At 67.5% G+C, this 25,624-nt stretch carries 21 protein-coding genes; 12 read left to right on the top strand and 9 right to left on the bottom strand.

Annotation, left to right across the window (positions count from 1 at the left end; all coding sequences use genetic code 11):
- The first annotated feature begins 51 nt into the window (after positions 1-51).
- The 3 genes from pyk to QP552_RS16555 all read left to right on the top strand — a co-directional run bounded on the left by pyk (position 52) and on the right by QP552_RS16555 (position 3,993).
- Positions 52-1,518 carry a pyruvate kinase gene (pyk, locus tag QP552_RS16565; RefSeq protein ID WP_049427416.1) on the top strand — a complete coding sequence of 489 codons (1,467 nt, stop codon included), beginning with the start codon at positions 52-54 and terminating at the stop codon, positions 1,516-1,518.
- 195 nt (positions 1,519-1,713) lie between these two features.
- Complete coding sequence (locus QP552_RS16560; RefSeq protein ID WP_049427418.1) at positions 1,714-2,718, top strand: class I fructose-bisphosphate aldolase; 1,005 nt, start codon at positions 1,714-1,716, stop codon at positions 2,716-2,718.
- A gap of 129 nt (positions 2,719-2,847) precedes the next feature.
- A complete protein-coding gene (locus QP552_RS16555) occupies positions 2,848-3,993 on the top strand; it encodes an ABC transporter substrate-binding protein (RefSeq protein WP_286074086.1) in 1,146 nt (381 codons plus the stop codon).
- A gap of 92 nt (positions 3,994-4,085) precedes the next feature.
- On the opposite strand, the gene QP552_RS16550 is transcribed toward QP552_RS16555, so the two are convergent.
- Together QP552_RS16550 and cysK are read right to left on the bottom strand one after the other, a co-directional pair.
- On the bottom strand, positions 4,086-4,685 hold the full coding sequence (locus QP552_RS16550; protein WP_286074085.1) for an O-acetyl-ADP-ribose deacetylase: 600 nt from the start codon (positions 4,683-4,685) through the stop codon (positions 4,086-4,088).
- A gap of 194 nt (positions 4,686-4,879) precedes the next feature.
- Positions 4,880-5,839 (bottom strand): cysteine synthase A, encoded by a 960-nt coding sequence (gene cysK, locus QP552_RS16545; protein ID WP_106551328.1) that lies wholly within the window; start codon positions 5,837-5,839, stop codon positions 4,880-4,882.
- Between the two features lie 207 nt (positions 5,840-6,046).
- Between cysK and QP552_RS16540 the strand changes: the two genes are divergently transcribed.
- From QP552_RS16540 to QP552_RS16505, 8 genes are all read left to right on the top strand, one after another.
- The gene (locus tag QP552_RS16540) at positions 6,047-7,030 is read left to right on the top strand and encodes a LysR family transcriptional regulator (RefSeq protein WP_049427427.1); all 984 of its coding nucleotides are present in this window, start codon (positions 6,047-6,049) and stop codon (positions 7,028-7,030) included.
- A 591-nt stretch (positions 7,031-7,621) separates the two neighbouring features.
- Complete coding sequence (locus QP552_RS16535; protein WP_286074084.1) at positions 7,622-8,053, top strand: DUF2946 family protein; 432 nt, start codon at positions 7,622-7,624, stop codon at positions 8,051-8,053.
- A 71-nt stretch (positions 8,054-8,124) separates the two neighbouring features.
- Positions 8,125-10,188, top strand: a complete 2,064-nt coding sequence (locus QP552_RS16530; RefSeq protein WP_286074083.1) for a TonB-dependent copper receptor — start codon at positions 8,125-8,127, stop codon at positions 10,186-10,188.
- Between the two features lie 313 nt (positions 10,189-10,501).
- Positions 10,502-11,608 (top strand): efflux RND transporter periplasmic adaptor subunit, encoded by a 1,107-nt coding sequence (locus QP552_RS16525; protein WP_286074082.1) that lies wholly within the window; start codon positions 10,502-10,504, stop codon positions 11,606-11,608.
- Entirely contained in the window at positions 11,605-14,730 is a 3,126-nt protein-coding gene (locus QP552_RS16520) for an efflux RND transporter permease subunit (RefSeq protein WP_106551212.1), read from the top strand. Before QP552_RS16525 ends, QP552_RS16520 begins: the two co-directional genes overlap by 4 nt.
- Positions 14,723-15,319 carry a GNAT family protein gene (locus QP552_RS16515; RefSeq protein ID WP_286074081.1) on the top strand — a complete coding sequence of 199 codons (597 nt, stop codon included), beginning with the start codon at positions 14,723-14,725 and terminating at the stop codon, positions 15,317-15,319. The genes QP552_RS16520 and QP552_RS16515 overlap by 8 nt, the downstream gene beginning before the upstream one ends.
- 250 nt (positions 15,320-15,569) lie before the next feature.
- The gene (locus tag QP552_RS16510; protein ID WP_106551214.1) at positions 15,570-17,087 is read left to right on the top strand and encodes an alanine/glycine:cation symporter family protein; all 1,518 of its coding nucleotides are present in this window, start codon (positions 15,570-15,572) and stop codon (positions 17,085-17,087) included.
- On the top strand, positions 17,080-17,913 hold the full coding sequence (locus QP552_RS16505) for a TrmH family RNA methyltransferase (protein ID WP_286074080.1): 834 nt from the start codon (positions 17,080-17,082) through the stop codon (positions 17,911-17,913). Before QP552_RS16510 ends, QP552_RS16505 begins: the two co-directional genes overlap by 8 nt.
- Before the next feature lie 161 nt (positions 17,914-18,074).
- Here the strand turns inward: QP552_RS16505 and QP552_RS16500 are convergent, their stop codons facing one another.
- The 4 genes from QP552_RS16500 to QP552_RS16485 all read right to left on the bottom strand — a co-directional run bounded on the left by QP552_RS16500 (position 18,075) and on the right by QP552_RS16485 (position 21,252).
- Complete coding sequence (locus QP552_RS16500; protein ID WP_286074079.1) at positions 18,075-19,496, bottom strand: M28 family peptidase; 1,422 nt, start codon at positions 19,494-19,496, stop codon at positions 18,075-18,077.
- 223 nt (positions 19,497-19,719) lie between these two features.
- Positions 19,720-20,124, bottom strand: coding sequence for a large-conductance mechanosensitive channel protein MscL (gene mscL, locus QP552_RS16495; RefSeq protein ID WP_014038282.1), 405 nt, complete (start codon positions 20,122-20,124; stop codon positions 19,720-19,722).
- Between the two features lie 54 nt (positions 20,125-20,178).
- Positions 20,179-20,895, bottom strand: a complete 717-nt coding sequence (locus QP552_RS16490; RefSeq protein ID WP_286074078.1) for a fumarylacetoacetate hydrolase family protein — start codon at positions 20,893-20,895, stop codon at positions 20,179-20,181.
- A gap of 75 nt (positions 20,896-20,970) precedes the next feature.
- On the bottom strand, positions 20,971-21,252 hold the full coding sequence (locus QP552_RS16485) for a hypothetical protein (protein WP_049466016.1): 282 nt from the start codon (positions 21,250-21,252) through the stop codon (positions 20,971-20,973).
- Between the two features lie 178 nt (positions 21,253-21,430).
- Here QP552_RS16485 and QP552_RS16480 point away from each other — a divergent pair, with 178 nt between their 5' ends.
- Positions 21,431-21,766 (top strand): Rieske (2Fe-2S) protein, encoded by a 336-nt coding sequence (locus QP552_RS16480; RefSeq protein ID WP_099553760.1) that lies wholly within the window; start codon positions 21,431-21,433, stop codon positions 21,764-21,766.
- Between the two features lie 343 nt (positions 21,767-22,109).
- On the opposite strand, the gene QP552_RS16475 is transcribed toward QP552_RS16480, so the two are convergent.
- Genes QP552_RS16475 through QP552_RS16465 form a run of 3 tightly spaced genes read right to left on the bottom strand, consistent with a single transcriptional unit; the run spans position 22,110 to position 25,513 of the window.
- Positions 22,110-23,957: an SLC13 family permease gene (locus tag QP552_RS16475; RefSeq protein WP_106549557.1), complete on the bottom strand. Its 1,848-nt coding sequence runs from the start codon at positions 23,955-23,957 to the stop codon at positions 22,110-22,112.
- A 27-nt stretch (positions 23,958-23,984) separates the two neighbouring features.
- Complete coding sequence (gene trmB, locus QP552_RS16470) at positions 23,985-24,719, bottom strand: tRNA (guanosine(46)-N7)-methyltransferase TrmB (RefSeq protein WP_049429900.1); 735 nt, start codon at positions 24,717-24,719, stop codon at positions 23,985-23,987.
- Positions 24,719-25,513: a thiazole synthase gene (locus QP552_RS16465; protein ID WP_005410813.1), complete on the bottom strand. Its 795-nt coding sequence runs from the start codon at positions 25,511-25,513 to the stop codon at positions 24,719-24,721. Before QP552_RS16465 ends, trmB begins: the two co-directional genes overlap by 1 nt.
- Between the last annotated feature and the right edge of the window lie 111 nt (positions 25,514-25,624).

The raw sequence follows: 25,624 nt of genomic DNA, 5'->3' as shown, positions 1-25,624 counted from the left end.
GCGTGAAGGATGTGCTAATTTCCGTTCTTTATCGGGAGAGGCCCATTCACCATGTTCGAGCGTCAGCGTCGCACCAAGATCCTTGCCACCCTCGGTCCGGCCACCGATCCGCCGGGCGTGCTGGAGGATCTGTTCCGCGCCGGCGTCAACGTGGTGCGCCTCAACTTCAGCCATGGTGATCCTTCCGGCCAGGCCAAGCGTGCCGCCGAAGTGCGTGCCGCCGCCGCCCGCGTGGGCGTGGAAGTGGGCATCCTGGCCGACCTGCCGGGCCCGAAGATCCGCATCGAGCGCTTCGCCGAAGGCAAGGTGCAACTGAAGGCGGGCAACCGCTTCGACCTGATCGCCAGCACCAACGCCGGCCCGGGTGATGCCACCCAGGTGGGTGTCAGCTACCTCGGCCTGCCGCAGGACGTCGGCCCGGGTGATGTGCTGCTGCTCGACGACGGCCTGATGCAGCTGCAGGTGGTCGAGGTGCAGGGCGAACGCATCATCAACACCGTGCTCAACGACGGCGTGCTGTCCGACCGCAAGGGCCTGAACAAGCAGGGTGGCGGCCTGTCGCTGGGCGCGCTGACCGAGCGTGACAAGGAGCTGATCGGCATCGTCGCCAAGATCGGCGTCGACTTCATCGCCGTGTCGTTCTGCCGCAACGCGCAGGACATGAACGACGCGCGCGACATCGCCCGCTCGCACGGTTGCGACGCCGCGCTGGTGTCGAAGATCGAGCGCACCGAGGCCATCGAGAACCTGGAAGAAATCGTCGAGGCGAGCGACGTGGTGATGGTGGCCCGTGGCGACCTTGGCGTGGAAATCGGCGATGCCGAACTGCCGGGCCTGCAGAAGAAGATCATCAAGGCCTCGCTGGCGCAGAACAAGGTGGTGATCACCGCCACGCAGATGCTGCAGTCGATGGTGGAAAGCCCGATCCCGACCCGTGCCGAAGTGCTGGACGTGGCCAACTCGGTCATCGACGGCACCGATGCGGTGATGCTGTCGGCCGAGACCGCTGCCGGTGCCTGGCCGGTCAAGGCCGTCGAAGCGATGGCGCGCATCTGCCTGGGGGCCGAGCGCCAGTTCCAGACCGAGACCGACTTCAACGCTTCGCCGCGCAACCTGGAACGCGCCGACCAGGCCATTGCCATGGCCACCATGTTCCTGTCCCAGCACGTGGGCGTGCGCGCGATCGTAGCGATGACCGAGTCCGGTGGCACTGCGCGCTACCTGTCGCGTTTCCGTGCCAAGGCGCCGGTGTTCGCGGTCACCCGCCATGACGGCGCACGCCGGCAGATGGCGCTGATGCGCGATGTCTACCCGATCAACTTCGACAGCCGTGGCCTGACCCCGCGCGAAGCGGCGCGGGGCAGCATCCGCCTGCTGGTCGAAGCCGAACTGCTGCAGGCCGGCGACCGCGTCGTGTTCACCAGCGGTGAGCATATGGAAACCCTGGGCGCGACCAACACCCTGCGCCTGCTGGAAGTGGGCGACGACGGCCGCGCCATCGGCCTGGGCGACCTGTAAGAAAGGGCCGTATCGGGCCGGAGCCGCCATGCGGATCCGGCCCTGGGTCAGATCCCCGCAGGGGCTCTGACCCCCAACGGCAGGACATTCTTTGTCCTGTGCAGACTTGGAATCGTTTCCATCCTGACCTCGACACCGGGGCAACGGGCAGCGGGGCTATACTTACGTTTTTCCCGCACCCGCCACAGGAAATACATGAGCATCGAACAGCTGGCCGAAACCGCCCAGGCCATGGTCGCCCCGGGCAAGGGCATCATCGCGATCGACGAATCCACCGCTACCATCGCCAAGCGTTTCGCCGGCGTCGGTATCGAGAACACCGAGGAGAACCGTCGTGCCTACCGCGAGCTGCTGCTGACCACGCCGAAGCTCAACGAGCACATTTCCGGCGCCATCCTGTACGACGAAACCATCCGCCAGTCGACCAAGGACGGCGTGCCGTTCGCCAAGTACATGGCCGACCACGGCATGATTCCGGGCATCAAGGTGGACAAGGGTGCGCACCCGCTGGCCGGCTGCCCGGGCGAGCTGGTCACCGAAGGCCTGGACGGCCTGCGCGAGCGCCTGCAGGAGTACTACAAGCTGGGCGCGCGCTTCGCCAAGTGGCGTGCGGTCATCAACATCGGCGAGAGCATTCCGTCGGGCACCTGCATCGAGTCCAACGCTCACGCGCTGGCCCGTTACGCCGCCCTGTGCCAGGAATGCGGCCTGGTGCCGATGGTCGAGCCGGAAGTGATCATGGACGGCGACCACGACATCGAGACCTGCTACGAAGTCACCGAAGCCACCCTGCGTTCGCTGTTCGACGCGCTGTACCAGCAGAACGTGCTGCTGGAAGGCACCATCCTGAAGGCGTCGATGGTCATCTCCGGCAAGAACTGCGATGAGCAGGCCGACGTCGAGGAAGTGGCCGAGTCGACCGTGATGTGCCTGAAGAGCACCGTGCCGGCGATCCTGCCGGGCGTGGTGTTCCTGTCCGGTGGCCAGAGCGACGAACAGTCGACCGAGCACCTGAACGCGATGAACCAGCTGGGCAACCTGCCGTGGCCGCTGAGCTTCTCCTACGGCCGCGCCATGCAGCAGGCCGCGCTGAAGCTGTGGGCCAAGGACATGAAGGGCAACTACGCCGCTGCCCAGAAGACCGTGTACGAGCGCGCCAAGGACAACGGCCTGGCCGCGCTGGGCAAGTGGAACGGTTGATCCGTCCCATCGCTGGATGAACAGGGCAACGCCGGCATCACGCCGGCGTTTGCTTTTGCGGGTATCGTTTCCGGCCCCGCGCGCCCGGCCGGCACGCGGGAACTACATGGAAGGCCAAGGAGAAACAACATGCGTTTGGCAGTACTCACACTGACCGTTGCCGCGGTCCTGGTCGCCGGCGGTTGCAACCGCATCGGCAGCAGTGGTGACGCAGGCAAGGCCGCGTCGCTCGATTTCGACAAGCCGGTGTCCGGCGAGATCACCTCGCGCAGCGGCATCAACTTCAACGACGGCAGCCATCACCAGCTCTACCAGATCAAGCTGGAAGACAAGGACCTGGTCGGCCTGAAGCTCACCGGTGCCCTCAGCGGCTCGATCGCCGTGTTCAACAACGGCAGCCTTGTTTCCACCAGCAACACCGGTTACGAACGCGAAGGCGACGTCTCGCTGGCGTTCCGTGCCAATGGCGGCGGAACGTACCAGGTGGCGGTCAATGCCGATGGCCCGACCGCCTTTGGTCCGTATCGCCTGCGCGCCGAGAAGCTGAAACCCTACGACGGCAAGCCGTTGGCGGGCAGTGGCGAAATCGTGGACATGCTGGCCAGTGACTCGCAGGACTACACCCTGCAGGTGGACAAGGCCGGCCTGTACGAAATCCGCCTGGTGTCGGACGTCTTCGATCCGGTGCTGAAGCTGTCGGGCCAGGGCGTTGAAGCCGAAAACGACGATGGCAACGACAGCACCAACTCGCGGCTGACCCTGTCGCTGAAGCCGGGCAAGTACACCCTGACCGCGCGCGGCCTCGGCAGCGGTGTCAATGGCATGTTCACCCTGTCTGCCACCCGCATCGAACTGCCGGGGAATCTGGTCGAGCGCGATGGTACCGCCCTGCCGAAGTCGGGCAGCGTGTACACCATGCTGGACAACGAAGGCCGTCGCCGCTTCCTGCTGACGCTGGATCGTCCCGCCGACGTGCGCCTGGATGCGATCTCCAGCCAGGTCGATACCGTGCTGCGCGTGGTCGGTGGCGATGTCGAGCTGACCGACGACGACGGTGGCAACGGTACCAACTCGCGCCTGGAGGAGACCCTGCCGGCCGGCCATTACACCGTCGACGTGTCCAGCCTGAACAATGGCGCAGGCATGGTGGAAGTGCGCGTGCAGGTGGATGGTGCCAGCGCTGACGGTGCCGCCGCCTCCGCGGCCCGCGCTGCTGCCGACGCTGCAGCCGCCGTGGCCGATGACGCTGCTGCGGTGGAAGCTGCCAGCCGTTGAGCGTGATCCACGCCATGCGTGGATGACATCAACGGTGCAACGGAAAAGGCCGGGCGATGCCCGGCCTTTTCTTTTCCATGCTGCGTCGCGTTTCAATGCACGGCGGCAAGGCCTGCATCGCCGAGCGGCGGCAGCATCGCGCCGCGTGGCTCGCTTTCCGTGGTCTGGCCGGCGGCGGCCAGCGCCTGCTGGTAGGCCTTGGCGGTGGCCGTGTTGAACGCGACCAGCACGATGCGCATCGGTTGCGCATGGCTGCGCTGCCATGCCAGCGTTTCCGTCACCGCGATCTGTGCAGCCTGGTACAGCGGATAGCCATACACGCCGCAACTGATGGCCGGGAACGCGATCGACTGTACGCCCAGCGACTCGGCAAGCTGCAGCGATTTCCAGTAGCAGTTGGCAAGCAGTGCCGGTTCATCGCGCTGGCCGTCGTGCCAGACCGGGCCGACCGTGTGCAGTACGTGGCGTGCCGGCAGCGCATGGGCACCGGTGGCGCGCACTTCGCCGGTCGGGCAACGCACGCCCGGGCGCAGCTCCGGCAGCCGCTCGCATTCGGCCAGCAATGCGGGGCCGGCTGCGCGATGGATCGCGCCGTCGACACCGCCGCCACCGAGCAGCGTTTCGTTGGCCGCGTTGACGATCGCATCCACCGCCAGGGTCGTGATGTCGCCCTGCCAAACTTCGATCTTCATGCGTCCGTCTCCTGCCTGTGAGGTGATCCGCGCAGCATCTGCGCCGGCTGTTCCCACGGTAGGGGACAGGGCATCGATACTGCGTCATGACCGTCTCACGCGCTGCGATCCGACGGCCTTCACGCACGATGGCGGGCGACGCCTTCACGCAGGCTGAAGCAGGGCGCACGCCGGGCATGGCCCGGCGGATCGCATCACGGCAGGCCGGCCAGCCACTCGTCGTCGGAGCCTTCGTTCACATCGGCAAACAGCGGCGTGGAGAAGTAGCGTTCACCGGTGTCCGGCAGCATGGCCAGGATCACTGAACCCGGTTCGGCACGTGCGGCCACGTCCAGTGCGCTGGCCACGGTGGCGCCGGCGGAGATGCCGACGAAGATGCCTTCCTCCGCCGCCAGCCGGCGCGCGGTGGCGATGGCGCGGTCGTCGTCCACCGAGACCAGTTCATCCACCACATCGCGGTTGAGCACGTCCGGCACGAAGTCCGGGGTCCAGCCCTGGATCTTGTGCGGCTTCCAGTCATCGCCCTTCAGCAGTGCGGCGCCGGCCGGCTCGGTGGCGATGATGCGGGTCTGCGGGCGCGCGACTTTCAGTACTTCACCCACGCCGGTGAGCGTGCCGCCGGTGCCCCAGCCGCTGACGAAGTAGTCCAGCCGCTTGCCGGCGAAATCGCGCAGGATTTCGGCGGCGGTGGTGTTGCGGTGATACGCCGGGTTGGCCGGGTTGGCGAACTGGCTGGCCAGGAACCAGCCGTGCTGCTCGGCCAGTTCGCGCGCCTTGCGCACCATGCCGCTGCCGCGTTCGGCGGCCGGGGTCAGGATCACCTTCGCGCCATACGCGCGCATCAGCTTGCGGCGTTCCACCGAGAAGGTCTCGACCATCGTCGCCACGAACTTGTAGCCGCGCGCGGCGGCCACCATCGCCAGCGCCACGCCGGTGTTGCCCGAGGTGGCCTCGACGATCGTGTCGCCCGGCTTCAGCACGCCGCGCGCTTCGGCATCGAGGATGATCGCCAGCGCCAGGCGGTCTTTCACCGAGCCGCCCGGGTTGAACGACTCGACCTTGGCGTAGAGGCTGACCTGCGGCGGCGCCAGGCGCTGCAGCTTGACGATGGGGGTGTTGCCGACGGTATCGAGGATGGAGTCGTACAGGGCCATGGAAGCGCTCCGGAAACGGGGCCGCGCCGGGCTTCGGCGGGCGGAGGGGGAGGGCTGGCTGTTCAGGCCAGCGGCTGCCGGCTGACCGTAGCGCCGGCATATGACGCCCGGAAATGACCAGATACCTTTCTTAAACAACCTTTGGTTATAAGCTGGTGACGGCAATTGACCCTAGAGTGGACCTCCGCCCCACGCCGCCCGCCTCCCATGACGCTGACCCAGCTGCGCTACCTGGTTGCCATCGCCGACGCCGAGCTGAACATCACGCTGGCCGCCTCGCGCGTGCACGCCACCCAGCCCGGCCTGTCCAAGCAGCTCAAGCAGCTGGAGGACGAGCTCGGCTTCCTGTTGTTCGTGCGCAAGGGCCGCAGCCTGGAATCGGTCACCCCGGCCGGCACCGAGGTGATCGCCCGCGCCCGCGCGGTGCTGTCCGAGGCCAACAACATCCGCACCTACGCTGCCAACCAGCGCCGCGAGAGCCAGGGCCAGCTGATCCTGACCACCACCCACACCCAGGCGCGCTTCGTGCTGCCGCCGGCGGTGGCAGCCATCAAGCAGGCCTACCCGCAGGTGAGCGTGCACCTGCAGCAGGCCGGTGAGGCCGACGCGCTGGACCGCCTGAACCAGGGCGATGCCGATATCGCGATCATCAGTACCGCCGGTGGCGAACCGACCGATGGCATCGCGGTGCCGCTGTTCCGCTGGCGACGGCTGGTGGTGGTGCCCAAGGGCCATCCACTGGATCGCGCCGGTCGTGCACCGGACCTGGCCGCGCTGGCCCGCCAGCCGCTGATCAGCTATGAATCCTCGACCCGGCCGAACTCGTCGTTGCAGCGCGCCTTCGCCGCGAACGGGCTGGTGCCGGACCTGGCGCTGACCGCGCTCGATGCCGACCTGATCAAGACCTACGTGCGTACGGGGCTGGGCGTAGGCCTGCTGGCCGAGATGGCGGTCAGTTCCAACGACGAAGACCTGAGATCGTGGCCGGCGCCGGATCCGATCAGCGAGTGCATTGCCTGGGCGGTGCTGCCGCGCGACCGGGTGCTGCGTGATTACGCGCTGGAGCTGGTACACGTGCTGGCCCCACAGATTGATCCGCGCGACCTGCGAAGAGTTCTGGATGGCAACCAGGCCGCTGCCTGGCCGGTGCCACCGACCTGGGAATCCCTGACCCAGACCATCACGGTGTGAGGTTGGTCGAGCAGGGCTTGCAGCCCTGCACCTGCTGCGGACAAAGGCAACAGCAACAGCAGAAGCGGCATTCCGTGGGTTGGCGGGGCGGTGTCGGAGTGCGGGGACGCCGTAAACCCGTCCCTGGGGGCTTGGCAGCCGCATCCATGCGGCTGACACCCCGCACTCCGACACCGCCCCACCTCTGACAGATTCCGGCGACTGTTGGTAGGTGTCGACCTTGGTCGACACGGTAGATCCACGCCATGAGTGGATGAAATCTTTCAGATATCGAAATACATCTGGGGTCAGATCCGTTTTCCGAAGGAAAACGGATCTGACCCCGAGAGTCGTTCCGACAGACCGCAGAGATCTGTCGAAGGCGGGGTGGGTCCGGTTGCGGGAGTGTCCGCGGCATGGATGCCGCGGCCAAGCCCCCAAGGACGGGTTTACGGCGTCTCCCGCAACCGGACCCACCCCGCCATCCCACGGATAGCCCGCTTTTGACGTTGACGTTGATTCGGCAGGTGCAGGGCGCAGCCCTGCCGACAAACCCCCTCCTGCGACCGTTCGTCGCACGGGTAACCCTGGACCCGGCTCTACACTAGCGGGGTGACCCGCTTGTCCCGCCCGCAACACCTTCTGCTCCAGCTCGCCATCCTGGCGACGCTGCTGATGCTGCTTGCGCCACTGGTCAGCCGCGCGCTGCAGGCGCAGCCGATGGAGCACGCCGCAATGGCGGGCATGGACCACGCCGCCATGGGCCATGACATGCACGACATGGCCATGGCCGGGCACGATCAGCATGGCGCTGCGCCGGAAGCGCCCAACCGCCCCGCCGATCCCCACGCCATGCACGGCGAAGCCTGCGAGTACTGCGTGCTGGCCATGCGCCTGCTGCCGTGGCTGGCGGTGCTGGTGCTGCTGTTGCCGTTGCTGTGGCGGCCGCGCCTGGTCTTCCCGTGGTCGCAGCAGGCGCTGCCCGCGCTGCACTGGCCAGCACATGCCGCACGTGGGCCACCACGCGTCTCCATCGTCCGCTGATATCCCCATGAATCTGCCGCACGACGCCTGACCGGGCGCCGTGCGCGTGTGCGTACCCTGGAGCTGTTCCGATGAAAATGACTTCCCGCCCCGCGGGCGCCTGCGCGCGCCTGCCGGTTGCCCTTGGCCTGGCCGTGGCCGCGTCACTGGCCCACGCTGCGCCTGCCGAAGAAGCGCGCACCCTCGACACGATGGTGGTCACCGCCGCCGCACCGTCCTCGCCGCTGCACTGGGTGACCGATCCGCGCCTGCCGCGGCAGCCGGTGCCGGCCAGTGATGGAGCCGATTACCTGAAAACCGTTCCCGGTTTCTCCGCCATCCGCAACGGCGGCACCAACGGCGACCCGGTGCTGCGCGGCATGTTCGGGTCGCGCCTGAACATCCTCAGCAACGACGGCAACCTGATCGGTGCCTGCCCGTCGCGCATGGACAATCCGCTGTCCTACATCGCCCCGGAGAGTTTCGACCGCCTGACCATCATCAAGGGCCCGCAGAGCGTGCGCTGGGGCGCAGGTGCGTCGGCCGGTACCGTGCGCTTCGAGCGCGACACGCCGCGCTTCGAGGAGCCGGGCGTGCGTGCCGATGCCAGTGCGCTGGTCGGTTCGCGCAACCGCAACGACCAGGTACTGGACCTGACCCTGGGCAACCCGACCGGCTACGTGCGTGCCAGCGGCAACCGCTCCGAAGCCGATGACTACAAGGGCGGACACGGTGACGTGGTGCCGTCGAAGTGGCGCAAGTGGAACGGTGATGTGGCGATCGGCTGGACGCCGGACGCCGATACGCTGCTGGAAATTTCCGCCGGTGCCGGCGATGCGATCGCGCGTTATGCCGGGCGCGGCATGGACGGCGCCGCGTTCGAGCGCACCAGTTACGCGGCACGCTTCGAGAAGCGCAACCTGCCGGGCGCGTGGGACACGGTGCAGGCCAACGTGTACTACAACGAAGCCGACCACGTGATGGACAACTACACGCTGCGCACGCCGAATCCCAACAGCATGATGCCGAGGCCGATGGCCTCGAACGTGGACCGCCGTACCCAGGGCGGCCGGGTCAGTTCCGAGTGGCGTTGGCAGGACGTGCAGCTGGTGGCGGGTGTGGATGGCGAAGACAGCCGCCACCGCGGCCGCATGGGCATGGGCCGCGATACCTACCGGCAGGCGGCGTGGGAGACTGATGCCAACTTCCGTCGCTATGGCGTGTTCAGCGAACTGACCCTGGGCGCCGGCACCGGCCAGCGCTGGATCAGTGGCCTGCGCATCGATCGCGCCAGCGTGCGCGATGAGCGGCAGTCGATCCGCGGCATGATGGGGAACATGCCCAATCCGACCGCAGGCCAGCGTCGCAAGGAATGGCTGGGCAGTGGTTTCCTGCGCTACGAACAGGACCTGGCCAACGGCCTGACCTGGTATGCCGGTCTCGGCCACAGCCAGCGCATGCCCGATTACTGGGAGCTGTTCTCACCCGATCACGGCCCGGCCGGTGCACCGAACGCGTTTGCCGGCATCCAGCCGGAGCGCACCACCCAGCTCGACGTTGGCCTGCAGTACAAGGGCCCACGCGTGCAGGCCTGGGTCTCGGCCTACGCCGGGCAGATCCAGGACTACATCCTGTTCACCTACCACGGCAGCGGCATGATGGGCATGAGCCAGGCCAGCAACATCGATGCGCGCATCGCCGGTGCCGAGGCGGGGCTGGAAGTGAATGTGGCCGAGCAATGGAAACTGGGGGGCACGCTGGCCTACGCCTGGGGCGAGAACCGCGACCAGCAGCGTCCGCTGCCGCAGATGCCGCCGCTGGAAGCGCGCCTGAGTGCGAACTGGGAAGGCCAGCGCTGGAGTGCCGGGGCACTGCTGCGTGCGGTGACCCACCAGCACCGCGTGGCCGACGGGCAGGGCAACGTGGTCGCCCAGGACCTCGGGCCGAGTGCCGGTTTCGCCACGTTCGCGCTCAATGCGGCGTACCGTTTCAGTTCGCAGCTGCAGCTCAGCGCGGGCGTCGACAACCTGTTCGACCGCGCCTACAGCGAGCACCTGAACCTGGCCGGCAGCGCCGACTTCGGCTTCCCGGCCGATCCGGTGCGCATCAACGAGCCCGGCCGCAGCCTGTGGATGAAGGTGAACTACCGGTATTGACCAACGTGCGGAACGGTAGCGCCGGGCCATGCCCGGCGTTGCTGCCGGACAAAAAAAACGGGGCCGGATCCCCGCCAGGATCCGCCCCCTGCCCAACGCCCTCCGTCGGGCAGCTTCGACTCTACGATGACGGCACCGGCAATGGGTCGCTGGATACACCCCGACACACGCCGACACCGCCATGGGCAGCCTTGCACGGAACGGGTTCAAGGCGCTATCACGGCTTCGGTTCCACGCCGGTAAACGCTTGGCACATACCGCTTTTGCGGGCCCTTGCCTACACTCGGCGGCCGTGGATCAATCAGGACCGTTCATGTTGGCTCGTATCGCTTCGACCCTGGCCCTTGGCCTCAGCCTGGCCGTGCTGGCCGGGTGCGCAGGCAAACAGGAGGCCGCCGCACGTCGGCAGGGCGAAGCAGTGCCGGTCACCGCACAGGTCGTACAGCCCACGCAGTGGAATGACACCCTGCAGGCGCTGGGCACCGCCAAGGCGCGCGAGTCGATCAGCGTGACTGCCAAGGTCAGCGAGATCGTCGAGAAGGTGCATTTCGAAAGCGGCCAGCACATCGCCGCCGGTGCTCCGATCGTGACCCTGCGCGGGCAGGCCCAGGAAGCGGCGCTGGTGCAGGCACAGGCCACTTTCCACGAGGCCGACCAGCTGTACAAGCGCCAGCGCGAGCTGGCCACGCAGCGCCTGGTCTCCAGCGCCACGCTGGATACGCAGAAGTCGATCCGCGATGCCGCCGAAGCGCGCGTGACGCAGATGCAGTCGGACATCGGTGACCGTCGCGTGCGCGCGCCGTTCGCCGGCGTGCTTGGCATCCGCCAGGTCAGCCCGGGCACGCTGCTGACGCCGACCACGGTGATCGCCACGCTCGACGACATCGAGCACATGCACATCGATTTCCAGGTGCCGGAAGTGGAACTGGCCGCACTGGGCGTCGGTGACAAGGTAAGCGCCACCAGCGTGGCGTGGCCGGGCCGCAGCTTCGAAGGCGTGGTCAGCACCATCGATGCGCGCATCGATCCGGCCACCCGCGCGGTGACCGTGCGTGCCGACTTCGCCAACGGCGACCACGCGCTGCGCCCGGGCATGCTGCTGGACGTGCGCCTGTTCCGTCCCGAGCGCCCGGCGCTGGTGGTGCCGGAAATCGCCGTGGTGCAGGTGGGCCGCGATACCTTCGTGTACCGCATCAGGAACGACGACAGCGTCGAGCGCGTGGACGTGGTGACCGGTGCGCGCCGTGCCGGCGTGGTCGAGATCAAGCAGGGCCTGGACGCCGGCCAGCGCATCGTGGTCGATGGCACCGGCAAGCTGCGCCCGGGCCTGAAAGTCGCGGCCAAGGATGCGGCACCGGCCAGCGGTGCGAAGCCGGCTGATGCGCCGGCACCGGTCGCGGCCGAGGGCCACGGCGGATGAAGCTGTCCGACATCTCCATCCAGCGGCCGGTGTTCGCCGTGGTGATGAGCCTGCTGCTGCTGGTGCTGGGCGTGATGTCCTTCACCCGCCTGACCCTGCGCGAGCTGCCGGCCATCGATCCGCCGATCGTCTCGGTGTCGGTGGACTACACCGGCGCATCGGCGGCGGTCATCGAAAGCCGCATCACCCAGGTGCTGGAAGATGCATTGGCCGGCATCGAAGGCATCGATACGATCAACGCGCGCAGCACCAACGGCCGCTCGCAGGTCAGCATCGAGTTCACCTCCAACCGCGATATCGAAGCGGCGGCCAACGACGTGCGCGATGCGGTCAGCCGCGTCGCCGACCGTATGCCGGAAGAAGCGCGGCCGCCGGAAATCGCCAAGGTCGAAAGCGATGCCGACCCGATCATCTGGTTCAACATGGTCTCCTCGACCATGGACACGCTGGAGCTGAGCGATTACGCCGACCGTTATGTGGTCGACCGTTTCTCCAGCCTCGATGGCGTGGCCCAGGTCCGCATCGGCGGTCGCCAGCGCTATGCGATGCGCATCTGGCTGGACCGTGACCAGCTGGCCGCGCGTGGGCTGACCACCGGCGATGTGGAAACCGCACTGCGCAACGAGAACGTGGAACTGCCGGCCGGCCGCATCGAGTCGACCGACCGCGATTTCACCCTGCGCGTGGAGCGCAACTACATCAAGCCGGAAGACTTCGCGACCATCCCGCTGGGCAAGGGCCGCGATGGCTATGTGGTGCGCATGGGCGATGTGGCGAAGATCGAACTGGCCTCGGCCGAGCGTCGCGCGTACTACCGCAGCAACGGCGAGCCCGGCATCGGCCTGGGCATCGTCAAGACCTCCACCGCCAACTCGCTGGACGTGGCGCGCACCGCGCGTGCCGAAGCCGAACGCGTTGCGCTGTCGCTGCCCAAGGGCACGCAGATCTTCGTGGCGTTCGACAACACCACCTTCATCGAAGCCGCTGTGGACCGCGTCTATGCCACGTTGGTGGAGGCGATGATCCTGGTGCTGGCGGTGATCTGGCTGTTCCTGGGCAGCTTCCGTGCCGCACTGATTCCAGCGGTGACCGTGCCGGTCTGCCTGGTGGCTGCGTTCATCGCACTGTATGCGTTCGACTTCTCGATCAACCTGCTGACCCTGCTTGCGCTGGTGCTGTGCATCGGCCTGGTGGTGGACGATGCGATCGTGGTGGTGGAGAACGTGCAGCGCCGCATCGATCTGGGCGAGCCCCCACTGGTGGCCTCCAAGCGCGGTACCACGCAGGTTGCCTTCGCGGTGATCGCCACCACCGCCGTGCTGGTGGCGGTGTTCCTGCCGGTCGGTTTCCTGGAAGGCAATACCGGCCGCCTGTTCCGCGAACTGGCGGTGGCGCTGGCGGCAGCGGTGGCGTTGTCCGCGTTCGTGGCGCTGACGCTGACGCCGATGATGGCCTCCAAGCTGCTCAAGCCGCATACCGGACAGGCGCCGCGCGGCCTGCATGGCTTCATCAACCGCAACCTGGAACGCCTGGCCTCGGGCTATGGCCGTGTGCTCGACCACCATGTCGACCGCACCTGGATCTACCTGCTGGTGATGGTGGCCGCGCTGGCCGCCAGCTGGGGCCTGCTGAAACTGCTGCCGTCGGAGCTGGCGCCGGCCGAAGACCGCGGTTCGTTCCAGATCATGATCGACGGCCCGGAAGGCGCCGGCTACGACTACACCGTGCAGCAGGTACAGCAGGTGGAAGCGCTGCTGGCCCCGCACGTCGGCCCGGACAAGCCGATCGTGCGTGCCAACCCGCGCGTGCCCGGCGGTTGGGGCGCCAGCGAGGAAATGCACACCGGCCGCGTCAGCATCTTCCTGCAGCCGTGGCGCCAGCGCAGCGAGGCCACCCCGGATGTGGCCAACGCACTGCAGAAGGAACTCGATACCATGCGCGGCGTGCGCGTGCGTACCCAGGTCGGTGGCGGCCTGGTGCGCAGTGGCGGCCAGCCCTTCCAGATCGTGCTGGGCGGGCCGGAGTACGCGGAAATCGCCCAGTGGCGCGACCGCATCCTGCTGCGCATGGCCGACAATCCCGGCCTGGTCGGCCCGGATTCGGACTACAAGGAAACCCGGCCGCAGATGCGGGTGAACATCGACCGCCAGCGTGCGGCGGATCTCGGCGTGCCGGTCACCGCGATCGGCTCGGCGCTGGAAACCATGATGGGTTCGCGTCGCGTCACCACCTTCGTCGACAACGGCGAGGAGTACGACGTGCTGGTCCAGGCCGGTCGCGATGGTCGTGCCAGCCCGGCCGACCTGGCCGCGATCCGCGTGCGCGCCACCTCCGGCGAACTGGTGCCGCTGTCCAACCTGGTCACGCTCAGTGAAGTGGCCGAGGCAGGCACCCTGAACCGCTTCAACCGCCTGCGCTCGATCACCATCACCGCCGGCCTGGCGCCGGGCTATCCGCTGGGTGAAGCCATCGCCTGGGCGCAGAACGTGGCCCGTGAGGAGCTGCCGCAGTACGCGCAGGTGAACTGGAAGGGCGAATCGCGCGAGTACCAGAGTGCCGGTGGCGCAGTGCTGCTGACCTTCGCCATGGCCCTGCTGGTGGTGTACCTGGTACTGGCCGCGCAGTTCGAAAGCTTCATCCACCCGCTCACCATCATGCTGACCGTGCCGCTGGGCGTGCTCGGCGCGCTGGTCGGCCTGTGGGTGAGCGGGGGCACGGTGAATCTTTTCAGCCAGATCGGCATCGTCATGCTGGTCGGCCTGGCGGCAAAGAACGGCATCCTCATCGTCGAATTCGCCAACCAGCTGCGCGACGATGGTCGCACGGTGCGCGAGGCGATCATCGAATCGGCGATGGTGCGCCTGCGCCCGATCCTGATGACCTCGATCGCCACCGTGGTCGGTGCGATCCCGCTGGTGGTGGCCGGTGGCCCCGGCTCGGCCAGCCGTGGCACCATCGGCATCGTGATCATCTTCGGCGTGACCCTCTCGACGTTCCTGTCGCTGTTCGTGGTGCCGGCGTTCTACGCGCGGCTGGCCCCGTACACCCGTTCGCCGGAAGCAGTGAAGCGCGAACTGGAGAAGCAGGAAGCCGAGTCGCCCTCGGTGGGCGGGCATGCCTGACCACCGCGCCGACGGGGTCGGACCGGGGGGCGGATCCCTTTCCCAACGGGAAAGGGCTCTGACCCCAGTCCTCGACGGCCATGGCTTCCGACTGCGCCCCTGGCACCCCGACGATCTGGTATCCCTGCTGCGCCACGCCAACGACCCCGACGTGTCGCGCGGCCTGCGCGACCGCTTCCCGTACCCGTACACGCGGGCCGATGGCGAAGCCTTCCTCGCCGGCCGCGTGCTCACGCCGGGTACCCTGAATCTGGCCATCGAGATTGATGGCCACGCCTGCGGCAGCGTCGGCGCCCAGCAGGGCAGTGCCGAGCGCGGTCATATGGCTGAACTCGGGTACTGGCTGGGCCAGGCCCACTGGGGCCAGGGCCTGATGACCCGCGTGGTCGGCCTGTTCGCCCCTTGGGTGATGGACGAGCTGCGCCTGTTCAGGCTGCAGGCCGGGGTGGTCGACTTCAACCTCGGCTCGGCACGGGTGCTGGAAAAGAACGGTTTCCAGGAAGAGGGCGTGGACCGCTGCGCGATCTACAAGCGCGGGGTGCTGCACGACCTGCGCCGCTTCGCCCGGGTGCGCACCCAGCCGCCCTGAGCAGCCGGGGAGGGGGAGGGGTAGAGTCGACTGTCAGTCGACTATCGCGCGCAGCGCGGGCTCTTCCGCAGCTTGACGGAGAGCAGTCGACTGACAGTCGACTCTACCGCCGCTGTTCCGGCCCTCCCGAGGCCGCCTGCCTCCCCCGTTCCTTCTGCCGCTACCGCAGCGGCCTTCGATCAGGGAGAATCGACCGGTCCCCTCCAGCCGACGGGACGTCCTTACAACCCGCCGACTGGAGAGAGCGCGCGTGGAAGCTACCGTACATTTCATCAACAGCATCATCTGGAGCAAGGCACTGATCTTCATGTGCCTGGCCGCCGGCCTGTTCTTCAGCCTGCGCACCCGCTTCATGCAGATCCGGGGTTTCGTCGAGATGTGCCGCCTCACCGTCAAGGGTGAGAAGTCCGACGCCGGCGTGTCCTCGTTCCAGGCCCTGGCCATGTCGATGGCCGGCCGCATGGGCATCGGCAACATCGCCGGCGTGGCCACCGCCATCGCCTTCGGCGGCCCCGGTGCGATCTTCTGGATGTGGGTGATGGGCTTCCTCGGCGCGTCCACCTCGTACGTGGAATGCACCCTGGCGCAGATCTACAAGACCAAGGACGCCGAAGGCCGCTACCGTGGTGGCCCGGCCTATTACATCGAAAAGGCGATGGGCCTGAAGTGGTACGCACTGGCCTTCGCCATCGCCACGATCATCGCTGCCGGCTTCCTGATGCCGGGCGTGCAGGCCAATGCCATCGCCGACAGCATCATCAACGCCTGCCGCGGCACTGCCCTGTGCGGTCCGCTCGATGGCCAGGCCTTCGGCATGGAATCGGTGCAGGCGCTGAAGCTGGGCATCGGCATCGTCGTGGCCCTGCTGCTGGGCGTGGTGATCTTCGGCGGCGTCAAGCGCATCGCCAACTTCGCTGAAGTGGTGGTGCCGTTCATGGCCGCCGGTTTCATCCTGATGGCCATCGTCATCATGATCATCAACTACGACCGCGTGCCGGAAATGTTCGGCATCATCTTCAAGAGCGCCTTCGGCACCCACGCCGCATTCGGCGCGATGATGGGCCTGGCGGTGGAGTGGGGCATCAAGCGCGGCATCTACGCCAACGAAGCCGGCCAGGGTTCGGGCCCGCACGCGGCGGCCGCCTCGGAGGTCTCGCACCCGGCCAAGCAGGGCTACGTGCAGGCCTTCGCCATCTACTTCGACACCATGATGGTGTGCACCGCCACCGCGTTCCTGATCCTGGCCAGCGGCACCTACAACGTGTACTCGCCAGTGCCCGGCGCCGCGCCGATCTTCCAGGGCCTGGCCGGCATTCCGGAAGGTGCGGGCTACGCGCAGGCCGGCGTGGAAGCGGTGTTGCCGGGCTGGGGCTCGGCGTTCGTCTCGATCGCCATCTTCTTCTTCGCCTTCACCACCATCATGGCGTACTACTACATGGCCGAGACCAACCTCAGCTATGTGAACCACAACAAGAAGCGCCCGCTGACCGTGCTGCTGCTGCGCCTGGGCATCATCGGCATGGTGGTGTTCGGTGCGTTCCACAACGCGACCCTGGCCTGGGCGCTGGGTGACATCGGCGTGGGCCTGATGGCCTGGCTGAACATCATTGCCATCCTCATCATCCAGAAGCCGGCGATGCTGGCCCTGCGTGATTACGAACGACAGAAGAAGCTCGGCCTCGATCCGACCTTCGACCCCGATGCCCTGGGCATCAAGAACGCCGATTTCTGGCGTCAACGCAAGCTGGAGTTGTCCCGTAGTGAATGATCCCTGGAAGAATGCCCGCCGCCCGTCGTCGCGACCGCCGCGGGCCACCCCGCTGCCTCCGCGCGAGGGCGGCACCCCGCCGCCGCCGGGGCGCGGCAACGACGAGCTGCGCCTGTATGGCTGGAACGCCGTGCAGGCACTGTTCGCCAAGCGCCCGCAGGCGCTGCGCAAGCTGTACCTGGTGGACGCGCTGATTCCGCGCATGCAGCCGGTGCTGAAGTGGTGCGTGGCCAACCGCGTGGGCTATCGCGTGGTGGAAGAGGGCGACCTCAACAAGCTGGCCGCCACCACCCATCACGAAGGCCTGGTGGCCGACGTGCTGCGCGCGCCGGTGGTGCCGCTGGCGCAGTGGCTGGCGGAGCTGGGCGAGGGCCCGGCGCTGGCGTTGTGGCTGGATGGTGTCGGCAATCCGCACAACTTCGGCGCGATCCTGCGCTCGGCCGCGCACTTCGGCGTCGAGGCGCTACTGTTGCCGGCCGGCAGCACGCTGGCGCTGTCCGGTGCTGCTGCACGCGTGGCCGAAGGCGGCGCAGAGTCGGTGCCGCTGGTGCAGCTGCCGGAGACCGCAGAGGCGATGGCGCAGCTGCGCAGTGCCGGTTTCGGCCTGGCCGCAACCCTGGTCGAGGGCGGTGATGACGTGTTCCGCGCGTCCCTGCCGGAGCGGCTGGTGTACGTGATGGGCGCCGAAGGCGAAGGCATGGACCGCAACCTGGCAGGGCAGTGCGATCTGCAGGTCTCGATCCCCGGCAGTGGCGCGGTGGAGAGCCTGAACGTGGCCTCGGCCACGGCCGTGTTGCTGGCGCAGTGGGCCAGTCGCCGCGGCTGATCCCATATCCGGGGTCGCATGATCGGGGTCGGATCCCTCGCCGCAGGCGAGGGCTCTGACCCTGCCGGGTTCCTGATTCAGGACCCGCCGTGGTAGGTGCGAACCTTGGTTCGCACCGCTCCTGCCGCTGCGCTCGCCGGGCATGGCCCGGCGCTACCGCATCACTCGTTCGGCGGCGTGGTCGCCTTGGCTTCGCTGCCGAAACTGCCATCGGCTTCCGCGGCCAGATACGCAAACACCGCATAGGCGGCCACGTTCTGCGCCAGCGCCTTCGGGTCGATCTTGTCCAGCGTGTCGTCGGCGGTGTGGTGCAGGTGGAAGTAGTCCGAGCCATCCTGCGCCAGCCACGCCCACGCACCGCCCTTGGCGGCCAGCGGGCCGACGTCCGGGCCCGGGCCACCCTTGTCGGCCTGGTACTCGATGCCCAGCGGCTTCATCACCTCGGCAATCTGCCGGGTCGCCTCGCGCGAGCCTTCCGGGTTCGGCGAACCGGTATTGAAGGCATAGATGCGGCCCGCACCGAAGTCGCTCTCGGCGGCCAGCTGGTGCAGGGCCACGTCCTTGGCGTGTGCTTCGGCGTAGGCCTTGCCGCCGTACAGGCCCTGTTCTTCGTTGGCGAAGGCGATCACGCGGATGGTGCGCTTCGGTGCCTGCTTCAGCAGGCCGATCAGGTGACCAGCGGCCATGGTGATGCCCACGCCCGCGCCGTCATCGACAGCGCCGGTGCCCAGGTCCCACGAATCCAGGTGACCGCCGATCACCACCACTTCCTTCGGCAGGCTGCGGCCGGTGATCTCGCCGATCACGTTGTACGAGGTGGCCGTGCCATCCCAGCCGCAGTCCAGCGCCACCTTCACCGTGGTGCTGCCACGGGCCAGCAGGCGGGCCAGCTGGTCGGCATCGGGCACCGACAGTGCGGCCGACGGCACCGGGGTCAGGCCATCGTCAAAACGGGTGATGCCGGTGTGTGGCACGCGGTGCGAATCGGTACCGGCCGAGCGCATCAGGAAGCCGACCGCGCCCTTGCGGATCGCCTCGGACGGGCCCTTGCTGCGGATCGCGCCGCCACGGCCGTAGTCGCGGCCATCGCGGAACGGCAGCATCTGGTAATCGACGAAGGCGATCTTGCCCTTCAGCGAACCGGCCGGTGCCGCCTGCAGGGCGGCCAGGTCGGCGAAGCGCACCACCTCTGCTTCCACGGTGCCGCCCGGGCTGCCGCCCAGTGCGGTGATCTGCAGCGGCTGCGGGTTCCTGCCGGTCACGGCGGCGTGCTCACTGCGGCGCTCCCACTTCGGGAAGGTCACCGGTTCCTTCCACACGTTGTCGAAGCCCAGGGCCTTGAACTTGGCTTCGGCCCAGGCCACAGCACGGGCGTCGGCTTCGCCGCCGGCAATGCGCGGACCGATCTCGGTGGTCAGCGATTCGACCACCTTCCAGCCGGTGTCGTCGGCCAGTGCCTGGTCGCGCAGCTGCGCTGCGGTGGCCAGCGATGCCGGCGGCAGGGTAGTGGTGTGCGGCGCCGCAAAGGCCGGAGCGGCCAGCAGGGCGAGGGAGGATGCGATGGCAAGGACGCGGCGACGCATGGGCAACTCCGGAAGGGACCAAGCCTTGGAGCTTAACAGTCGTTCAGGCCCGCGCATGGGCGGGAGGTCATGGCTGGCGCGAACGCTGTTTTCCGCCATGTCCGGCAAAGCGAAAGCCCCGCCGGAGCGGGGCTTTCGCCTGCTTCTGCGGTAGCGCCGAGCCATGCCCGGCGAGCGCAGCGGCAAGATGGCGTCCCGCCGGGCATGGCCCGGCGCTACCACCTTATTTCTTCAGGCTGTCGCGGATCTCGCGCAGCAGCACCACTTCCTCGGCCGGGGCGGCCGGTGCGGCTTCCTGCTTGCGCGACAGGCGGTTGATCGCCTTGACCACGATGAAGATGGCGAAGGCCACGATCACGAACTGGATGATGGTGTTGATGAAGTCGCCATAGCCAACGACCACGGCCGGAATCTCCTTGCCATCCGGGCCCAGGTGAGCCGGCGACAACGTCCAGGCCAGGCTGGAGAAGTCCACGCGGCCGATCAGGTAGCCCAGCGGCGGCATGATGATCTTCTCCACCAGCGCCGTCACGATCTTGCCGAAGGCCGCGCCGATCACCACGCCGACGGCGAGGTCGATGACGTTGCCGCGCATCGCGAATTCCTTGAACTCGGTGAGCATTCCCATTGTTGTTTTTCTCCGGTGGGGAAGTGGACAGCGCGCAGGGTAGCGCAGGTGATGTCAGCCGGCGATCACGCCGTGGCGCTCGGCCACGTTTTCCAGGCGCGCGCTGAAGCGGTCGCCCGGCTTCAGTGCTGCCACGCCGGACGGGGTACCCATGAACACCAGGTCGCCGGCGCGCAGCTGCCACAGCTTGGACAGCTCATGCAGGATCTCCGGCACGTTCCAGATCATCTGGTCGAGCAGCGCCTGCTGGCGCACTTCACCGTTGACCTCCAGCGACAGGTTCAGCGCGGCCAGGTCGCCGACTTCCTCGGCGTGGACGATTTCGCTGATCGGCGCGGAGGCATCGAAGCCCTTGGCGGCATCCCACGGGTGGCCCTTGTCCTTGGCCGCAGCCTGCAGGTCGCGGCGGGTCAGGTCCAGGCCGACGGCGTAGCCGTAGACCAGTGCTTCGGCATCGGCCACGGCCAGCTCACCGGCAGGTGCATCGCGGCCGATCGCCACCACCAGCTCCACTTCGTGGTGCAGGTTGGCGGTTGCCGGCGGATAGGGGATGGCATCGTCGTGGCCGATCACGATCGCATCGGCCGGCTTGCTGAAGAACATCGGGCGGCCACGGTCATCGGCCGCTGGCACCGCTGCGCCCATTTCGCGGGCATGGTCGGCGAAGTTGCGGCCGACGCAGTAGATGCGGTGCACGGGGAAACTGCCGCCGCCCGCCACCGGTACACGTGGCAGGGCTACGGCAGGGATCACATCGGAGACATCGGACATGCGGGCATCCAGGAAGGGCGTGCCCGCAGTCTAGAACGCATGGCGCCCGCCGTCAGCGGGCGCGGAAGATGCAGATCAGCGCGAGGCCGGCAGCACCGGCTTGCGCACTACGCGGTACTCGCCTTCGACCACGGTCGGGTCGACCGGACGCGCAGTGCCCGGCTTGCGCGAGGCCAGCAGCTTCCACGCCAGGCCGACCAGGATCATCGCTGCACCGACGAACACGCCGATGAACACCATCGCGGCCAGGATCGCCAGGCCAAGCAGGCCCACGGCAACGCGCACCAACGGATGGCGCGGCTTGCGCGGCGCGAACAGGGTGCGGAACTGGTTGAAGGCGGATGCGCGATTGAACATGGCGGCTCGATAGGCTGGGATCAGCGAAACCAGAGTATCGGGACGCGCCACTGTCATTGAGTGAAAAACTCGTTAAATATAGCCTGTGCTTATTACGGATCAATGACTTGTGTTCATGTCGCAGCCAGTCACCTGAGCAGGCATGCGACAATTCCGGTTTACCGTCCGAGCCTTCGCCATGACTACCGCCGCTGCCCTGATCGCCCTTGAAGCCATTGCCGATGGCGCGTTTGCCGAGGTCGAAGCGGTGGTCGATGGCGATGCCGAGTCGCTGGTGCTGTACCGCGACGGCGGGCAGGTCCGTGCCTTCCTGAACATCTGTCCGCACGCCGGCCGCCGCCTGGACTGGGCCCCTGGCCAGTTCCTGAAGAGCCGCGAGGGCCACCTGGTATGCGCCGCGCATGGCGCCTCGTTCGCACTGGACAGCGGCGACTGCATTGCCGGCCCGTGCAAGGGCGACCGCCTGCGCGCGGTGCCGGTGGACGTGCGTGACGGGCAGGTTTACCTGGCCTGATGTAACCGGTGTGCGAACCAAGGTTCGCACCCACAGGATCAATGGGTATCCCGAGATGCATCCACGCATCGCGTGGATCCACCGTGTCGACCAAGGTCGACACCCACCAGAGCAGAACGTCGTTCCGACAGCTCGCGGAAAACTGTCGAAGGCGGGGTGGGTCCGGTTGCGGGGGCGTGAGCCGCATGGATGCGGCGACCGAGCTTACAGGGACGTACTTGCAGCGTCCCCCGCAACCGGACCCACCCCGCCATCCCACGGAATGCACGCTGTTGCTGTTGCTGTTGCTGTTGCTTCGGCTTCTGCGGGTGCAGGGCGCAGCCCTGCCAACAAACCCCAACCCTCAGAACATCAGGTTGATCATCAACACCACCACGCAGGTGTAGATCAGCGACAGCGGTCCGCCGACCCGCCACATCTCGCGCGGGGTGTAGTTGGCCGGGCCGGTGATCATCGAGATCACCGGATTGGAGGCCGTCATCAGGTTGTTGGACGCCGACAGCGCCACGATCAGCGCGAACGCGGTCGGGTTGCCACCCGCCGCCAGCGCCAGGTTCACCGCAATGGGCACCATCACGATGGTCGCGCCCACATGGCTGATCACCAGCGAAAACGCCGTGGTCAACAGCGCCAGCGCCACCTCCAGCACCCACACTGGAATGCCGGTAGGCAGCTTGTCGATCGTGTGCCCGGCTACCCACGCCGCCGCGCCGCTGGAATCCATCGCCCAGCCGAGCGGAATCAGCCCGGCCATCATGAACACCGTCTTCCAGTTGATCGAGGCATACGCCTCGTCCATGCGCAGCACGCCGGTCAGCAGCATGCCGGCCACGCCGGTCATCAGCGTCAGCGCCACCGGCAGCTTGCTGGTCAGCGCGATCAGGATGGTCAGCGCGAAGATCGCCATCGCGATCTTGAACTTGTGCGGGCGCTGCTCACCGGTGGGATAGTCGGTCACCACCACGAAGTCGCGGCTGCGCGCGGCCTGCGCCAGGTCGGTCCAGATGCTGTGGAAGACCAGCATGTCGCCGGCGCGCAGCTGCACATCGCGCACGTCCTCGCGGATCACCTGCTTGTCGCGGTTGATCGCCAGCAGGCTGATGCCGCGCTCCTTGCGCAGGCGCAGATCGGCCGCGCTCTTGCCGATCACGTTCGAGGTCGGCGGCACCACCGCCTCGGAAATACCGGCGCGGCTGGGGTTGAACAGGTCGCCCAGGTGCTTCAGGCGCGAGGACATGCGCAGGAACTGGTTCTGCGCGAAGTCGTTGATCTGGTCACGCGGCCCCATCGCACCGAGCACGCTGCCAACCCAGATGCGCATCTCCGCCGGCGGCGCCAGGCGAGTGTCGTTGCCGGTCTTCAGGGCGAGCAGCAGCGGCGCATCGTGCAGGTTCTCGGCCTCGCCCAGGGTCATGCCGACCAGCGGGCTTTCGGCACTGACCACCAGCTCGAACACATCACCTTCAATGCCGTAGGTCTTGGCGAAGTAGCTCTCGGTGCGTGCCGGCGTGACGCCGTCGTTGACCAGGCTTTCTTCTTCAACCAGCTTGCGGTCGCCGTAGTAGCGGAAGTACAGCAGCGAGGCGATCAGCAGGGCCACGCCGATCGGCAGCGGCGCGAACATGCGCAGCGGCTCGATGGTGGCCAGGCCCGAGGGCAGGTTGTTGTTGGCCGAGGCCAGCAGGTCGTTCAGCAGGATCAGCGGCGAGTTGCCGACCATGGTCAGCGCGCCGCCCATCACGATCGCCGCCGAGATCGGCAGCAGCAGGCGCTGCAGGGTCAGGCCCGTGCGCGCCGCCAGTCGCGAGGCGACCGGCAGGTACAGCGCCATCACCGACGGGTTCTGCATGAAAGAGGAGTTCAGGCCGGCAATGGCCGTGGTCATCATCAGCAGCCGCTGCTCCACGCCATGGCCGCGCCGCAGCAGCCACGCGGCCAGCCGGTTCAGTGCCCCGGTGCGGTCCAGGCCCGCACCGAGGATGGTGGTGGCGATGATGCTCATCACCGCGTTACCGGAGAAACCGCCGAAGATCTCCTCCGGCGCGATCAGGCCGGTGACGCCGAGCACCACCAGCACCACCAGCGCTACCACGTCGGCGCGGATGCGCTCGAACAGGAACATCGCCATCGTGAAGCCGACCAGCCCGAGCACGAGCTTCATGTCGTTGGTCAGCGTCAGCGCGGTATCCATGTGGGGCGCGGTGTCCTCAGGTGATCGTCAGGTGCGGTCGTACAGCAGGTCCCAGACGCCGTGGCCGAGCTTCTGGCCGCGGGTCTCGAAGTGGGTCTGCGGGCGCCAGTCCGGGCGCGGCACGCTGCCACGCGGGCCGGCGCGGTTGACCAGGCCGGCGGTGGCATCGAGCACGTCCCACATCTGCTCGGCGTAGTCTTCCCAGTCGGTCGCGCAGTGCAGGCGGCCACCCGGGCGCAGCTTGCGCACCAGCAGGTCGGCGAACGCCGGCTGCAGCAGGCGGCGCTTGTTGTGGCGCTTCTTGTGCCACGGGTCCGGGAAGTAGATGCGCACTTCATCCAGCGCACCGTCTGCGATCTCGTTCTGCAGCACCTCCACGGCATCGTGATGGTACAGGCGCACGTGGTCGGCGTTGTCCTCGGCCAGTGCGTTCAGCAGGCGGCCCACGCCCGGGGCGTGCACCTCGATGCCGATGTAATCGCGCGACGGGTCGTGCTGGGCGGCGAAGCGCAGCGCGGCACCGTTGCCGAAGCCGATTTCCAGCACCTTGTGCGCCGGGCGGCCGAAGGTGGCGTCCAGGTCACGCGGCTGGCCGTTGTAGTCGATGCCGAAGCGCGGCCAGCGTTCGTCGAACGCGCGCTGCTGGGCGGGAGTGAAACGGCCCTGGCGCAACACGAAGCTGCGCACCTCGCGGCGGCCCTCGCTGACGGTGAAGGGCTTGGGCGGGGCCTTGGAACCGGCGCTGTCGAAAGGATTGGTCATCAGCCGATCAACCCATCCACCGGCGAGGACGCGCTGGCATAGCGCTTGCGCGGAATGCGCCCGGCCAGGAAGGCCTCGCGGCCGGCCTCGACGGCCTTGCGCATGGCACTGGCCATCAGCACCGGGTGGCGTGCACCAGCAATGGCGGTGTTCATCAGCACGCCATCGCAGCCCAGCTCCATCGCAATCGCCGCGTCGGAGGCGGTGCCCACGCCGGCGTCGACGATGATCGGCACCTTGGCGTCTTCGATGATCTGCAGCAGGTTGTACTTGTTCTGGATGCCCAGGCCCGAACCGATCGGCGCGGCCAGCGGCATCACCGCGGCGCAGCCGATCTCTTCCAGGCGCTTGGCCAGGATCGGGTCATCGGAGGTGTAGACCATCACCTCGAAACCGTCCTTGACCAGCTGTTCGGCGGCCTTGAGGGTCTGCACCACGTCCGGGTACAGCGACTTCTGGTCGCCCAGCACTTCCAGCTTGGTCAGGTTGTGGCCGTCCAGCAGCTCACGGGCCAGGCGGCAGGTGCGCACCGCGTCTTCGGCGGTGTAGCAGCCGGCGGTGTTGGGCAGGATGGTGTAACGCTCCGGCGGCAGCACGTCGAGCAGGTTGGGCTCGCCCGGGTTCTGCCCGATGTTGGTGCGGCGGATCGCCACGGTAACGATCTGGGCGCCTGCAGCCTCGGTGGCCAGGCGGGTTTCTTCCAGATCCTTGAACTTGCCGGTGCCGGTCAGCAGCCGCGAGCCATAGGTCTTGCCGGCGATCACCAGCGAATCGGGGGAGACATGAACGTTCATGGCGCGATTATCGCTTATCCGCCTGAAGATGGGGTCGTTGCTTCGACGCCGCCGGGCATGGCCCGGCGCTACCGGGAGGCCGGTGCAGGGTAGCGCCGGGCCATGCCCGGC

This window comes from Stenotrophomonas sp. 59 (assembly GCF_030291095.1).
GTDB lineage: Bacteria > Pseudomonadota > Gammaproteobacteria > Xanthomonadales > Xanthomonadaceae > Stenotrophomonas > Stenotrophomonas maltophilia_Q.
Note: the sequence above shows the minus strand (reverse complement) of the source record. Positions and strands in the feature narration are given on the sequence as shown.